The organism is Rhizobium sp. TRM96647, from assembly GCF_025780115.1.
Classification (GTDB): Bacteria; Pseudomonadota; Alphaproteobacteria; order Rhizobiales; family Rhizobiaceae; genus Mycoplana.
Window position 1 is genome coordinate 199,365 of sequence record NZ_JAOXHF010000010.1, and the last position, 13,776, is coordinate 213,140.

16 protein-coding genes are annotated in these 13,776 nt (G+C 66.3%); 12 read left to right on the plus strand and 4 right to left on the minus strand.

The genetic code is table 11. From position 1 onward, the window contains the following. Positions 1-103: 103 nt before the first annotated feature. From choW to OCK02_RS18050, 5 genes are all read left to right on the plus strand, one after another. The gene (gene choW / locus OCK02_RS18030; protein ID WP_263814225.1) at positions 104-976 is read left to right on the plus strand and encodes a choline ABC transporter permease subunit; all 873 of its coding nucleotides are present in this window, start codon (positions 104-106) and stop codon (positions 974-976) included. Beyond that, complete coding sequence (gene choV, locus OCK02_RS18035; RefSeq protein ID WP_263814226.1) at positions 973-2,016, plus strand: choline ABC transporter ATP-binding protein; 1,044 nt, start codon at positions 973-975, stop codon at positions 2,014-2,016. The genes choW and choV overlap by 4 nt, the downstream gene beginning before the upstream one ends. Positions 2,017-2,126: 110 nt before the next feature. Then, the gene (locus OCK02_RS18040; protein WP_230808079.1) at positions 2,127-2,900 is read left to right on the plus strand and encodes a HugZ family protein; all 774 of its coding nucleotides are present in this window, start codon (positions 2,127-2,129) and stop codon (positions 2,898-2,900) included. 131 nt (positions 2,901-3,031) lie between these two features. Beyond that, positions 3,032-3,367, plus strand: coding sequence for an ArsR/SmtB family transcription factor (locus OCK02_RS18045; protein ID WP_230808078.1), 336 nt, complete (start codon positions 3,032-3,034; stop codon positions 3,365-3,367). A gap of 212 nt (positions 3,368-3,579) precedes the next feature. After that, positions 3,580-4,905 (plus strand): aspartate aminotransferase family protein, encoded by a 1,326-nt coding sequence (locus OCK02_RS18050; RefSeq protein ID WP_263814227.1) that lies wholly within the window; start codon positions 3,580-3,582, stop codon positions 4,903-4,905. A gap of 64 nt (positions 4,906-4,969) precedes the next feature. On the opposite strand, the gene OCK02_RS18055 is transcribed toward OCK02_RS18050, so the two are convergent. The 3 genes from OCK02_RS18055 to OCK02_RS18065 form a co-directional block, all read right to left on the minus strand. Beyond that, a complete protein-coding gene (locus tag OCK02_RS18055) occupies positions 4,970-5,182 on the minus strand; it encodes a hypothetical protein (RefSeq protein ID WP_183807196.1) in 213 nt (70 codons plus the stop codon). 155 nt (positions 5,183-5,337) lie between these two features. Then, on the minus strand, positions 5,338-5,748 hold the full coding sequence (locus tag OCK02_RS18060; RefSeq protein ID WP_263814228.1) for an SRPBCC family protein: 411 nt from the start codon (positions 5,746-5,748) through the stop codon (positions 5,338-5,340). Continuing rightward, positions 5,745-6,068: an ArsR/SmtB family transcription factor gene (locus tag OCK02_RS18065; RefSeq protein WP_230808074.1), complete on the minus strand. Its 324-nt coding sequence runs from the start codon at positions 6,066-6,068 to the stop codon at positions 5,745-5,747. The genes OCK02_RS18060 and OCK02_RS18065 overlap by 4 nt, the downstream gene beginning before the upstream one ends. 195 nt (positions 6,069-6,263) lie before the next feature. Here OCK02_RS18065 and OCK02_RS18070 point away from each other — a divergent pair, with 195 nt between their 5' ends. The 4 genes from OCK02_RS18070 to OCK02_RS18085 all read left to right on the plus strand — a co-directional run bounded on the left by OCK02_RS18070 (position 6,264) and on the right by OCK02_RS18085 (position 9,496). Further along, positions 6,264-7,133, plus strand: a complete 870-nt coding sequence (locus tag OCK02_RS18070) for an aldose 1-epimerase family protein (RefSeq protein ID WP_263814229.1) — start codon at positions 6,264-6,266, stop codon at positions 7,131-7,133. 86 nt (positions 7,134-7,219) lie between these two features. Next, positions 7,220-8,923, plus strand: a complete 1,704-nt coding sequence (gene ade, locus OCK02_RS18075) for an adenine deaminase (RefSeq protein WP_263814230.1) — start codon at positions 7,220-7,222, stop codon at positions 8,921-8,923. Positions 8,924-9,041: 118 nt separating this feature from the next. Next, positions 9,042-9,245 carry a hypothetical protein gene (locus tag OCK02_RS18080; protein WP_263814231.1) on the plus strand — a complete coding sequence of 68 codons (204 nt, stop codon included), beginning with the start codon at positions 9,042-9,044 and terminating at the stop codon, positions 9,243-9,245. Continuing rightward, the gene (locus tag OCK02_RS18085) at positions 9,242-9,496 is read left to right on the plus strand and encodes a hypothetical protein (RefSeq protein WP_263814232.1); all 255 of its coding nucleotides are present in this window, start codon (positions 9,242-9,244) and stop codon (positions 9,494-9,496) included. The genes OCK02_RS18080 and OCK02_RS18085 overlap by 4 nt, the downstream gene beginning before the upstream one ends. Before the next feature lie 5 nt (positions 9,497-9,501). On the opposite strand, the gene OCK02_RS18090 is transcribed toward OCK02_RS18085, so the two are convergent. After that, positions 9,502-11,145 carry an alpha-glucosidase gene (locus tag OCK02_RS18090; protein WP_263814233.1) on the minus strand — a complete coding sequence of 548 codons (1,644 nt, stop codon included), beginning with the start codon at positions 11,143-11,145 and terminating at the stop codon, positions 9,502-9,504. Positions 11,146-11,485: 340 nt separating this feature from the next. Here OCK02_RS18090 and OCK02_RS18095 point away from each other — a divergent pair, with 340 nt between their 5' ends. The 3 genes from OCK02_RS18095 to OCK02_RS18105 all read left to right on the plus strand — a co-directional run bounded on the left by OCK02_RS18095 (position 11,486) and on the right by OCK02_RS18105 (position 13,742). Continuing rightward, positions 11,486-12,493 carry an Ldh family oxidoreductase gene (locus OCK02_RS18095; protein WP_263814234.1) on the plus strand — a complete coding sequence of 336 codons (1,008 nt, stop codon included), beginning with the start codon at positions 11,486-11,488 and terminating at the stop codon, positions 12,491-12,493. A gap of 13 nt (positions 12,494-12,506) precedes the next feature. Then, positions 12,507-13,418 carry a sugar kinase gene (locus OCK02_RS18100; protein WP_263814235.1) on the plus strand — a complete coding sequence of 304 codons (912 nt, stop codon included), beginning with the start codon at positions 12,507-12,509 and terminating at the stop codon, positions 13,416-13,418. Positions 13,419-13,481: 63 nt separating this feature from the next. Next, positions 13,482-13,742 (plus strand): type II toxin-antitoxin system Phd/YefM family antitoxin, encoded by a 261-nt coding sequence (locus OCK02_RS18105; protein WP_263814236.1) that lies wholly within the window; start codon positions 13,482-13,484, stop codon positions 13,740-13,742. Positions 13,743-13,776 lie beyond the last annotated feature (34 nt).

Sequence of the window (13,776 nt, forward strand, 5' to 3'; positions counted from 1 at the left end):
GTTCCGGATGCCTCCGCGCCCCCCCTGCGACCGCCGTTCCGGCAAGCGCATGGCGGGTGCGGCTTGGCATTTCCTCAACCCCTTGGAAGGCAGGTGCGAACCCGTGGATTGGCTGACGAACATCAAACTGCCCATCGGGCCCTGGGCCAAGGCGGCGGTCAACGGGCTGACCTCGACCGGCAAGGACTTCTTCGACTTCCTCAAGGTCTTCCTCCAGGCCGGCATCGATGCCATCCTGTTCCTTCTGCAGGGCCCGTTTTCGAGCGACGAGGGCAGGTTCGCCTATGCGCTGGGCCTGATCGCGCTCGTCACCCTGCTTTCCTGGTATCTGCGCCGGTCGGTCGGCGTGGCGGTGTTCACGCTGCTGGGCCTCCTGCTGATCGTCAACCAGGGCTACTGGCGGGAGACGACGGAGACGCTGGCACTGGTGCTGGCGGCCACCTCCGTCAGCATGGCCGTCGGCGTCCCGCTCGGCATCGCCGCCGCCCGCCGCCCCTGGTTCTACGCCTTCCTGCGCCCGGTCCTCGACCTGATGCAGACGATCCCGACCTTCGTCTACTTGATCCCGGCGCTCATCCTCTTCGGCCTCGGCATGGTGCCGGGCCTGATCGCCACCGTCATCTTCGCCATCCCCGCCCCGATCCGCCTGACCCGGCTCGGCATCATCTCGACGCCGGATTCGCTGGTCGAGGCCGCCCAGGCCTTCGGCGCCACGCCGGCGCAGGTGCTGCGCAAGGTGGAACTGCCCTTCGCCACGCCGCAGATCATGGCCGGCCTGACGCAGACGATCATGCTGTCGCTGTCGATGGTCGTCATCGCCGCCCTCGTCGGCGCCAAGGGCCTCGGCGTCCCCGTCGTCCGCGCGCTCAACACCGTCAACATTTCCATGGGCTTCGAGGCCGGGCTCTGCATCGTCATTCTTGCCATCATTCTCGACCGCCTGTTCCGCTCGTCCGATGAAGGAGAAGGCGCATGACCGAGGCCGTCGTCTTTCGCAACGTCGACATCATCTTCGGCGAGAAGCCGGAGCGCGCCATCGCCATGGTCGATGCCGGCAAGTCCCGCGACGAGATCGGCAGGGAGACCGGGCTCGTCATGGGCGTCGCCGGCGCCTCGCTGACCATCCACGAGGGCGAGATCCTGGTGCTGATGGGGCTTTCCGGCTCCGGCAAATCGACGCTGCTGCGCGCCGTCAACGGGCTGGCGCCGGTCGTGCGCGGCGAGGTGCAGGTGAAAACCGGCAACGGGGTGCTCAATCCCTACAGCTGTTCGCCCAAGGCGCTGCGCGATTTCCGCATGCACACCGTCTCCATGGTCTTCCAGCAGTTCGCGCTCCTGCCCTGGCGCACGGTGGCCGACAATGTCGGCTTCGGGCTGGAACTGGCGGGCATGCCGGAAGCCGAGCGGAAGGCCCGCGTCGAAGAACAACTGACGCTCGTCAACCTCACCCAGTGGGCCGGCCGCAAGGTCAACGAGCTCTCCGGCGGCATGCAGCAGCGCGTCGGCCTCGCCCGCGCCTTCGCCACCGGCGCCCCCATCCTCCTGATGGACGAGCCCTTCTCCGCCCTCGACCCGCTGATCCGCACGCGCCTGCAGGACGAGTTGCTGGAGTTCCAGCGGCGCCTGAAGAAGACCATCATCTTCGTCAGCCACGACCTCGACGAGGCATTCCGCATCGGCAATCGCATCGCCATCATGGAAGGCGGCCGCATCATCCAGTGCGGCACCCCGCAGGACATCGTCAAGAACCCGGCCAACCAGTACGTGGCCGATTTCGTGCAGAACATGAACCCGATCAGCATGCTGATGGCGCGCGACGTCATGCAGCCGGGCCTCGCCGGGCCGGCAGTGGGCGTGACGGCGACGGCCCGGCCCGAGACCCCGCTGGTCGACATCCTCGACGCCATGTCCCGGCAGCCGGGCAATATCGGCGTGGTGGAGAACGGCGCGATCGTCGGCATGATCAACGCCCAGAACGTGGTGGAAAGCCTGACGCGCCATCGCCGCCGCGAATGACGGCAAGGCCGCCCCTGCAATAGTCATGATGACGCAGGGACGTCGCGCGGCTTGACTTTGCCCCGCCCCTCGGTTGCAAACTCGGCAACGCAACAAGGCGAGGACGCACCATGACCGCCACGAACGACGACCGACCGAAGGTCCTGCGCGACACCGACGACGAAGCCCGCAGGCTCGCCCGCATGCTGTTGCGCTCCGCCCGTAGCGCCTCCCTCGCCGTGCTGGAGCCGGAGACCGGCCACCCGCTGGCGAGCCGCGTGCTGACAGGCCTCGACATCGACGGCGCGCCGGTAATCCTCGTCTCCGCCCTGTCCGGCCACACACGGGCGCTGCGCGCCGACCCGCGCTCATCCCTGCTCGCCGGCGAGCCCGGCAAGGGCGATCCCCTCGCCCATCCGCGGCTGACGGTGATCACGGTCGCGGCCGAACTCGAACGCGGCACGAAGGAGCATGCCCGCCTGCGCGACCGCTTCGTCCGCCGCCACCCCAAGGCGAAACTCTATGTGGATTTTCCCGATTTCACCTTCTTCCGGCTGGTGCCGCAGCGGGCAAACCTGAACGGCGGCTTCGGCAGGGCCTATGTGCTCTCTGCCGAGGATCTGATGATTCGCTCCGCGGTGCGCGAGGCGCTGGCCGACCGTGAAAATGCCGCAATCGAGCATATGAACACCGATCACGCGGAGGCGGCCTCGGTCTATGCGAGCCACTATTGCGGCGCGAAGGGGAACAAATGGGCCATCTCCGGAATTGACGCTGCGGGGATCGATCTTTCCGCCGGAGATGAACTGAAACGTGTTGAATTCGAAGAAGAACTCACAGACCCCGCGCAACTGCGCACGGTCCTCGCCGATCTGCTCCACAAGGCACGTGCCGACAGGGCGTGACGCTCCCCCCTCCGCGATGCCCAGACCCCCAATATCTGGCCACTTGATGTGTTCGGTTTTGTTTATATGCTAACAGTCATACAGTACGGGACCGCACATATTGAAGTTAATACGCATTGAAGGAGTTTCCGATGGACGCCTTTTCTGACAGCGATCAGGCACAGGCCGAAGTTGCAACGAACTTTCTTTCGGCAGTGGCGAATCCCAAGCGCCTGCTGATCCTGAAGGTACTTGTCAGCGGTGAAATCGCCGTAGGTGCGCTCGCACAGAAGGTCGGACTGAGCCAATCGGCCCTGTCCCAGCATCTGTCCAAGTTGCGCGCGCAGAACCTGGTCACGACGCGCCGGGATGCGCAGACGATCTACTATTCCAGCAAGTCGGACGCCGTCCTGACGATCCTGGGTGCGATCGACAGCATCTACAGCGAGCCGCATCCGAGCGAGAGCAGGCAGTTGCGCTACGCGTGACCGGCTGCACGGCCCTTTTCGACGCCCGGCGGAACACCACCGCCGGGCGTTTTCTTTTGGGCGGCGCGAAGCGGCCGAGGCTTGACGGTACCGGGCGCTTCGATAATTTGACCAACAGGTAAAGAACCCGTTCGGGGGAGCGGCAACGCCCTGCCCGCAAGATACTGTCCGCGCAAACACCGTCCTCGCAATCGATGCCCACGGAGATCGACATGTCCAACCGCCTGAACACCCCCAACGACATGCGCGCCTTCTGGATGCCGTTCACGGCGAACCGGCAGTTCAAGAAGGAGCCGCGCCTCTTCGTCAGCGCGAAGGACATGCACTACCAGACCCATGACGGGCGGCAGGTGCTGGACGGCACGGCGGGACTGTGGTGCGTCAATGCCGGCCACTGCCGGCCGAAGATCACCGAGGCGATCCGCGAGCAGGCGGGCGAGCTCGACTACGCGCCCGCCTTCCAGCTCGGCCACCCCAAGGCCTTCGAACTGGCCAATCGGTTGGTCGACATCGCGCCCGAGGGCATGAACCACGTGCTCTACACCAATTCCGGCTCAGAGTCGGTCGACACCGCCCTGAAGGTGGCGCTCGCCTATCACCGGGCGAAGGGCGACGGTTCCCGCTTCCGCCTGATCGGCCGCGAGCGCGGCTACCACGGCGTCAACTTCGGCGGCATCTCCGTCGGCGGCATCGTCTCCAACCGCAAGATGTTCGGCACGCTGCTCACCGGCGTCGACCACATGCCGCACACCCACCTGCCGGAGAAGAACGCGTTCACCCGCGGCGAGCCCGAGCATGGCGGCGACCTCGCGACCGAACTGGAGCGTATCGTCACCCTGCACGACGCCTCCACCATCGCCGCCGTCATCGTCGAGCCGGTGGCGGGCTCCACCGGCGTCCTGATCCCGCCGAAGGGCTATCTGCAGAAGCTGCGCGAGATCTGCACCAAGCACGGCATCCTTTTGATCTTCGACGAGGTCATCACCGGTTTCGGCCGCCTCGGCGCGCCCTTCGCCGCCCAGTATTTCGACGTCAAGCCCGACATCATCACGACGGCCAAGGGCCTGACCAACGGCGTCATCCCGATGGGCGCGGTCTTCGTCACGTCCGAGATCCACGACGCCTTCATGAACGGCCCGGAGCACCTGATCGAGTTCTTCCACGGCTATACCTATTCCGGCAATCCGATCGCGTCAGCCGCAGCGCTCGGCACGCTCGACACCTATAAGGAGGAAGGCCTGCTCACCCGCGCGGCCGAACTCGCCTCCTACTGGGAGGACGGGCTGCATTCGCTGAAGGACTGCCCGAACGTGATCGACATCCGCAACATCGGCCTGATCGGCGCGGTCGAGCTGTCGCCGATCGCGGGCGAGCCGACCAGGCGCGCCTTCTCCGCCTTCCTCAAGGCCTACGAGAAGGGCCTCCTGATCCGCACCACCGGCGACATCATCGCGCTGTCGCCGCCGCTGATCATCGAGAAGCACCACATCGACGAGCTGTTCGGCAAGCTGCGCGACGTGCTGAAGGACAATATCTGAGCGCAGAATGACGGAACTGGAAGCGGCCGGCTGCGGCCGCTTCCTCTCATCGACGGGACAGGCTCTAACGGGCGATGTCGCGCCGTTTCGCGGCATAGGGCAGGACGAAGAGATAGAGCCCCGTTACGAGCAGAAGGATGAGCGGCACCAGCGCCAGCAGGCCGATCCAGAGCACGGGCTCCTCCATGCCCATGGCGGCGATGTTGGCGATCACGGCAAGCGTGAAGGCGATCGAAATCCAGCGGTGAAACTGTCTTATCCACTTGTTCCAGTTCAAATCTGTCTCCTTTGACTGCAGGGCCATATAGCCCCGTTCCCTGATGTCCGCCCGACGGCACGACGACGCCATCCGCGGCCGTCCTCGGACAGGCCGCGTCTGCAATGGCTGTGGTGCAACGAGAGGTTTCCGCCGATGGCGGAGGTCGAACGCCCTCAGTCCAGGCGGGCGAGCACGTCTTCGAGCCTGTCGAGGAATTTCGGCCAGCCCATCTTCGCGCCGCCATAGAACATCGGCTGGTCCTGCCGGAAACCGGTCTGCTCCATGCGCAGCATTGTGCCGGTCGCCGTCGGTGTCAGCGTCCAGGTGACGACGCTCTCCAGCGGCGTGGCGTCCCATGTGTAGGACAGGGTCCTGTTCGGCTCGACGGTGCGTACCCGGCATTCCACGGTGCCCCAGTCGGCTCGCAGGCTGAAGGCGTGGCCGACGGCAGGCTTGAACTCGTTCTTCATCAGCCACTCCTCGATGAGTTGCGGTTGCGTGAGCGCGCGCCAGATCTTCTCCGGCGGATGCGGCAGTTCCCGTTCGACGACGACGGAAAGGGTCTTTTCGGCAGATACGTTCATTGGTCCATCCTCTTGAGCAGATCTTCGAGATCGTCGAACCGGCTTTCCCAGAAGCCGGACATCTGCTGGGTCCAGTCCACCAGGGGGGAGAGCGCTTCGAGCCGGGCGCTGTAATGGGTCTGGCGGCCCTGAGGACGGTCGGACACCAGGCCCGCCCGCTTCAGGACGCCGAGATGCTTGGACACCGCCGGCTGCGAGACGCCCGCTTCGGCCGTCAACGCCCCCACGGTCTGCTCGCCCCGGCGGCACAGCCGCTCGAAGATCGCCCGACGCGTCGGGTCCGCCAGTGCGGTGAAGAGAAGGTCCTGCGCTTCGCTCATCGATATCCATAACCCGTTGGCTATTGATTGTTTAAATAACCCTTCGGTTATAAGTGTGTCAAGCGGGATCGCCCGGCTTCGATGCCGTCACGACGCGGCTTCGAGAAAATCGTCCCGGGGCGTGCGATCAGCGGACGCGGAATCCGGCGGATACGTCTATGCTGCGCCGAACCCATCGCCGCATCAGGAGCCCCCATGACCGACCTCACCCGCATCGAGAACGCATTCCTGGCCGTCGACGTCTCCCCGCTCGGCGCCGAAATGCAGGCGATCGCGACGCCGGACGGCAGGAGTTGGCTCTGGAACGGCGATGCCGCCTTCTGGTCCGGCCGCTCGCCCGTGCTCTTTCCGATCGTCGGCAAGGCGCCGGACGATACGCTCCTGATCGACGGCAAGCCCTGCCCCATGGGGCAGCACGGCTTTGCCCGGCGCCGGGACTTCACGCTCGCTTCGGCCACGGAGACGATGTGCCGCCACGAACTGGCAGCCTCGGAGGAGACACGCGCCGTCTATCCCTTCGAATTCCTGCTCGCCGTCGAACACAGGCTCGAAGGGCCAACCCTGACCGTCTCCGCCACCGTCTCCAACCGCGGCGACCGGCCGATGCCCTTCGGCCTCGGTTTCCACCCCGCCTTCGTCTGGCCCCTGCCCGGTGCCGCCGGCCGGCCGCACACGATCCACCTCGACAATGGCGGCGAGCCGGCCCTCCGCCGGCTTGAGGGCGGGCTGCTCGCGGCCGGCGAATTGCCGTCGCCCTTCGCCGGGGGCACGCTCGTCCTCGATCCCGCCCAGTTCGAGGCCGACGCCATGATCTTTCCCGAAGGCGCGGGCGACGGGCTTACCTACACCGCCGAGGCTGGCCCGGCCCTGGCATTCCGTTTCGAGAACCTGCCGAACCTCGCGCTCTGGACGAAGCCCGGCGCACCCTATCTCTGCATCGAGCCCTGGCACGGCACGGCGGCGGAAAGCGGCGGGTCGCGCGAACTGTCGCAGCGCCCCCATGGCACCGTGCTCCCGGCCAGCGAAAGCAGGCGCTTCGCCTTCACCGTCACTTTCCCCGGCTGAACGGCGGCAGGAACCGTCGCACGGGAAATTCGGCAAGCCGGCCCCTTCCCTGCTAGAGTTTTCAAAGAGGGATTCGGAGAACCGCCATGACCACCACCACCCGCCTGGAACGCCTGATCGACCAGGGCACCGGCCGCGAACCCGCCGACATCGTGCTGAAGGGCGGGCGCTTCTTCGATCTCGTCACCGGAGAACTGGTCGCCTCCGACATCGCCATCTGCGGCGATCGCATCGTCGGCACCTGCGAAGCCTATGAGGGCCGCGAGGAGATCGACATTTCCGGCCGCATCGTCGTCCCCGGCTTCATCGACACGCACCTGCATATCGAAAGCTCGCTCGTCACCCCGCACGAGTTCGACCGCTGCGTCCTGCCCCACGGGGTGACGACCGCGATCTGCGACCCGCACGAGATCGCCAACGTGCTCGGAGAAGACGGCATCCGCTTCTTCCTCGATTCCGCCGAAGCGACGATCATGGACATCCGCGTGCAACTTTCGAGCTGCGTGCCGGCGACGCATCTGGAAACGTCCGGCGCCGACCTGCCGGTGGAGAAGCTCCTGCCGTTCCGCCATCACCCGAAGGTGATCGGCCTTGCCGAGTTCATGAATTTCCCCGGCGTGATCCACAAGGACCCCGTCTGCATGGCCAAGCTCGAGGCCTTCCAGGGCGACCATATCGACGGTCATGCGCCGCTGCTCTCCGGCCGCGACCTCAACGGCTACCTGTCGGCCGGAATCCGCACCGACCACGAGTGCACGAGCGCGGAGGAAGCGCTGGAGAAGATCAGGAAGGGCATGCACATCCTGATCCGCGAGGGCTCGGTCTCGAAGGACCTCCTGGCGCTGATGCCGCTCTTCACCGAGCGGCTGTCGCCCTTCATCGCGCTCTGCACCGACGACCGCAATCCCCTCGACATCGCCGAGCAGGGCCATCTCGACCACATGATCCGCACCGCGATCGCGCACGGCCGCGCCCCGCTTGCCGTCTATCGCGCCGCCTCGATCTCGGCGGCGAAGGCCTTCGGCCTGCAGGACCGCGGCCTCGTCGCCCCTGGCTGGCGCGCCGATCTCGTCGTGATCGATACGCTGGAGGACTGCCGGGCCGAAATGGTCTTTGCCGCCGGCCGCCGCGTGACCGACGCGCTCTTTGCGGGCCGCCGTCCCGTTGCCCCGGTCGGGCTCGACAGCGTCAGGGCAAGGCCGGTGAAGGCCTCGCACTTCGCCGTGCCGGTATCGGAAGGCGAGACGCCGGTGATCGGCGTCATGCCCGGCAAGATCATCACCGAGCATCGCCGTTTTCGGCTGCCGACCAGCGGCAACCAGACCACCGTCGACCTGTCGCGCGACATCATCCGGGTGGCCGTCATCGAACGGCACGGCAGGAACGGCAACCATGCCAACGGCTTCGTCCAGGGCTTCGGCCTGAAGAAGGGCGCGATCGCCTCCACCGTCGGCCACGACAGCCACAACATCTGTGTCGTCGGCGTCAGCGAGGACGACATGGCGCTCGCCGCCAACCGGCTGGGCGAGATCCGCGGCGGCTTCGTCGTCGTCGAGGACGGCAGGATCACCGGCGAGATCGCGCTCCCCGTCGCCGGCCTGATGAGCCTTGAACCCTTCGAGGTGGTCCGCGACACGCTGCACCACCTGCGCAAGGCCGCCTTTGCGCTCGGCTCGACCCTCGAAGAGCCCTTCCTCCAGCTCGCCTTCCTGCCCTTGCCGGTGATCCCGCACCTGAAGATTTCCGACCGCGGCATGGTCGACGTCGACCGGTTCGCGCTGATCGGGTGATCGTGACCCTTGGCAAGATCGCGACGACGGCATATTTCTATGGAGACCTTTCCGAAGGTTCCTAAATAAAGCCACCGAGCGTCGAGTTGGACGCAATGAGGACCTGAAAGGTGACGTCATGTCCAAGCTGCAGCAGATAGAAGCGAGCGTGGCCGAACTCGACAAAGATGAGTTCGAAGCGTTCTCTGTCTGGTTCGAGAAACTGCACGCCGAACGCTGGGATCAACAGTTTGCGCGGGACGTCCTGACGGGCAGCAAGCTGGACCAACTCGCGGACGACGCACTGCGAGATCATCGCGCAGGCCGGACCTCTCGCCTTTGAGGCACTTTGCGAACGCCTCCTTCTGGCGTTCCTACAATGCGCTTCCCGCGCATGTGCAGAAGCTGGCTGATCAGAATTTCGAACTCTTGAAGGCCGATCCCAAGCACCCGTCGCTACACCTCAAGCGGACTGGCCGGTATTGGTCCGTCCGGGTCGGCCTCTCGTGGCGGGCACTGGCGGTTGCCGATGATCAGGACCTCGTCTGGTTCTGGATCGGCAGCCACGCGGACTATGACAAGCTCGTCCGGTAAGACATTCAGAGCCGCACGCAGGCCATGTCCAGCGGCGCCAGTTCCACCGTGCGCTCGGCGAGCCTGCCGCCGAAGCCGGGAACGGCGACAGCCTCTGCGAGCGTCATCGATGCCGGTGGCACGAATGCCGCCTTCTCCCGCGTCAGGTTGAACACGAACAGCAGCGTCTCGGCGCCCTTCCGCCGCGTGAAGGCCAGCACGTCCTGGTTGGACATCACGAACTCCATCTCCCCGTCGAGCAGTGCCGGATGCGCCTTCCGGAAGGCCAGCGTGTCGCGGTAGTGGTTGAGCACAGAGCCGGGCACCTTTTCCTGCGCATCGGCGGCGAGCCGCGCGTGCTCGACCGGCACCGGCAGCCAGGGGCGGGCGGCGCTGAAGCCGGCATGCGGCGCCTCTGCTTGCCAGGGCATCGGCGTGCGGCAGCCGTCGCGGCCCTTGAAGGCGGGCCAGAAGCGGATGCCGTAGGGATCGCGTAGGTCCTCGAAGGCAAGTTCGGCTTCCGGCAGGCCCAGTTCCTCGCCCTGGTAGAGGCAGATCGTGCCGCGCAAGGTCGAAAGCAGCGTCAGGGCCAGCCGCGCCACTCGCTCGCGCTCCTCCGGTGCCGCGATGAAACGGCTGACATGGCGCTCGACGTCGTGGTTGGAGAAGGCCCAGCAGACCCAGCCGTCCACGACCGTCTTCTGGAACCCCTCCACGCATTTGCGGATGTAGGCGGCGGAAAAATCCGGCCCCAGCAGGTCGAAGGTGTAGCACATGTGCAGCTTGTCGCCGCCGCTGGTATATTCCGCCACCGTCTTCAGCGAGCGCGCGCCGTCGCCCACCTCTCCGACCGAGGTGCGCCCGTCATAGGCGTCCAGGAGCGCGCGCACGCGCTTGAGAAAGCCGACGTTTTCCGGCTGCGTCTTGTCGTAGCGGTGCGCCTGCATGCCGTAGGGATTGACGTCGGGCGCATCCAGCCCCGCCTCGTCCGTGTCCGGCGCATGCGGCGGGTTGTCCCTGAGCTTCGCATCGTGGAAATAGTAGTTCACCGTATCCAGCCGGAAACCGTCGACGCCGCGGTCGAGCCAGAAGCGCATCGTCTTCAGCACCGCCTCCTGGACGTCCGGATTGTGGAAGTTCAGGTCCGGCTGCGAGGTGAGGAAGTTGTGCATGTAGTATTGCCGGCGCACGCCGTCCCACTCCCAGGCGGGACCGCCGAACACCGACAGCCAGTTGTTCGGCGCCGTGCCGTCCTTCTCCGGCTCGGCCCAGACATACCAGTCCGCCTTGTCGTTGTCCCGGCTGGAGCGGCTCTCCCTGAACCACGGATGCTGGTCGGAGGTGTGCGAGATCACCTGGTCGATGACGACCTTGAGCCCGAGGGCGTGGGCCGCAGCCAGCATCTCGTCGAAATCGGCGAGCGAGCCGAACATCGGGTCGACGTCGCAATAATCGGAGACGTCGTAGCCCATGTCCGCCATCGGCGACTTGAAGAACGGCGACAGCCAGATCGCGTCGACGCCGAGGGAAGCGATGTGCGAAAGCCGCTGCGTCACCCCTTTCAGATCGCCGATGCCGTCGTCGGTGGTATCCTGGTAGGAGCGCGGATAGACCTGATAGATCACCGCACCACGCCACCAGTCGGCTGCGGAGGTCTTTGAGGTGGCCATGGACAACTCCCCGGAAATGACGCGCCCCGACATATGCTGGCGGACGTATCCTGACTGTGTAGCGGGGACGGCGGAATGCGTAAACAGCCAAACGGAAGGACCGGGCCGATGGCCTCTTTGTGCCTCCTGCGGTTGACGCCGGCGGCGCCGGGCCCGATGATGGCGCACAACCGGGCCTGGAGCAGACCGACGGAGCCGCCCTTGCACCGCCACCATGGCCGCCATCCGGCAAGCCTCGTGCTGAACGACATCTGCCGCCGGGTTCCCCATCCCGCCGGCCGCCCCGGCGCGGGTGCGAAAACCGGAACGAAACGCCTGCCCCGTTCCCGGAGGCGAGCGCATGGCTGATCGCACCATCTCCCTGACGCTTGCCGAGGTCTCGACGCTCGCCGCCGGCACGCTGGTACGGGCCGGCGCCAGCGAGGCCCTTGCGCGCTCGCTGGCAAGGGCGATCGTCGCCGCCGAGGCGGCCGGCAAGCCCGCGCTCGGACTGGCGCACCTGCCCGACTATCTCGACGCACTCGACTGCGGCCGCATCGACGGCCGTGCCGAGCCCCTGCTCACCTCGCCGGTCCCTGCGCTCACACGATGCGACTGCCGCGGCGGCATCGCCCAGCTCGGCTTCGATACCGCCTTCGAGGAACTGGTATCGAAGACCCGCATCTTCGGCCTGACGGTCTACGCCTCGCACAACAGCTTCACCGCCGGCGAACTCGGCTGGTATGTCGCCCGCCTGGCAGCCGAGGGCCTCGTCGCCTTCGCCGCCACCAACGGCCCGGCCCTGCTCGCCGGCGCCGGCAGCGTCAAGCCGGTCTATTGCACCAACCCGCTGGCCTTTGCCGCGCCGCGCGCAAACGGACCGCCGCTCGTCATCGACCAGGCTTCGAGCGCCACCGCCTTCGTCAAGGTCCGGGAGGCGGCCGAACGGGGGAAGACCATTCCGGAAGGCTGGGCGCTCGACGCCGCGGGCCGGCCGACGACCGATCCGAACGCGGCGATCAAGGGCGCGCTTGTCGCCTTCGGCGGCGCGCGTGGCGCCAATATCGCGCTGATGGTCGAGGTGCTGGCAGCAGGGCTGACGGGCGCCAACTGGTCGCTCGACGCTCCTGACTTCCAGTCGGGCGACGAGACGCCGGGCGCCGGCCTCTTCGTCCTCGCAATCGCGCCGCAGTTCCTCGCCCGCGATTTCGAAACCCGGCTCGCCCGGCAGCTGGAGCGACTTTCTGCGGACTATGGCGTCCATATCCCCGGCGAGGCGCGCGCCCGCGCCCGCCGGCGCACCGGCGGCAACGGCATCACCTTGCCCCTGGCCCTGTTTGACAGTATCTCCTCCTTCCGACGCAGATAGGGAGGCGGAATTCATGGCAGGCAGGCTGCTCGCAATTGGCGAATGCATGGTGGAACTGATGCAGGCCGATGGCGGCCTGATGCGCAAGAGCTTCGCCGGCGACACCTTCAACACCGCCTATTATGCCCGCCGGTACCTGCCCGCCGACTGGTCGGTCGACTATTTCACCGCCGTCGGCTGCGACATGATCTCCGACGAAATGCTGGCCTTCATCGAGAGCAAGGGCGTCGGCACCGGCCGCATCGCCCGCATCGAAGGCCGTTCGCCGGGCCTCTACATGATCCACCTGAACGACGGCGAGCGCAGCTTCTCCTACTGGCGCTCGACATCGGCGGCAAAGCTGCTCGCGCGCGACGCCGATCGCCTGCGCGCGGCGATCGAGGCATCGGACGTCATCGTCTTCTCCGGGATCACGCTGGCGATCCTGTCGCCGGAGGACGTCGAAACGCTGCTCGCAGAACTCCGTCGCGCCCGGGCTTCCGGCAAGCTGGTCGCATTCGACCCCAATATCCGCCCCCGGCTCTGGGACAGTGCCGAGCGCATGCGCGAGACGATCAGCGATGGCGCGAGAGCCGCCTCGCTGGTGATGCCGAGCTTCGACGACGAAGCCACCCATTTCGGCGACGCCTCGATCGAGGCCACGATCGCCCGCTACCGCGCGCTCGGCGTCAGCGACATCGTCGTCAAGGATGGCGCGGACGGCGCCACCCTCGCCTTTGGCGAGAGCAGGAGCCATGTCCCTTCGGCCAGGGTGGAGACGATCGTCGACACGACCAGCGCCGGCGACAGCTTCAACGGCAGTTTCCTCGCCCGCTACGTCGTCACCGACAATGCCGCCGAAGCCGCCCGCTTCGCCGCCGACGTCGCCGCAGCCGTCATCCAGCACCACGGCGCGCTGGTGGAGAAGGAGAAGCTGCCGGGGTGACGCCTGACAGTTGTGGGCGATTTCGCGTGCTTGTATCGTAAGACACCAACGAGGACGCCTCACATGCGCACCGTGGCCCTGCGAGACGCAAGATCGAATTTTTCAAAGCTTGTGCGCGACATTCAGCACGGAGCGGAAACGGAAATCGTCATCACACGCGCCGGAAAACCCGTCGCCCGCATCCTACCGGTCGAAAACAGGAAGCGTGTCGGTCGGCGACTGGGCTTGATGCAGGGCAAATTCCCCCCACTGACGCTCGAGGATCTCAATGCCCTCGACCCTGTGGTGGCCTCTCTTTTCGGCGTCGCGGGCGAACAGGGCTGATATCGCCCGGCAATGCCGGCGGAACGCTGTGGTA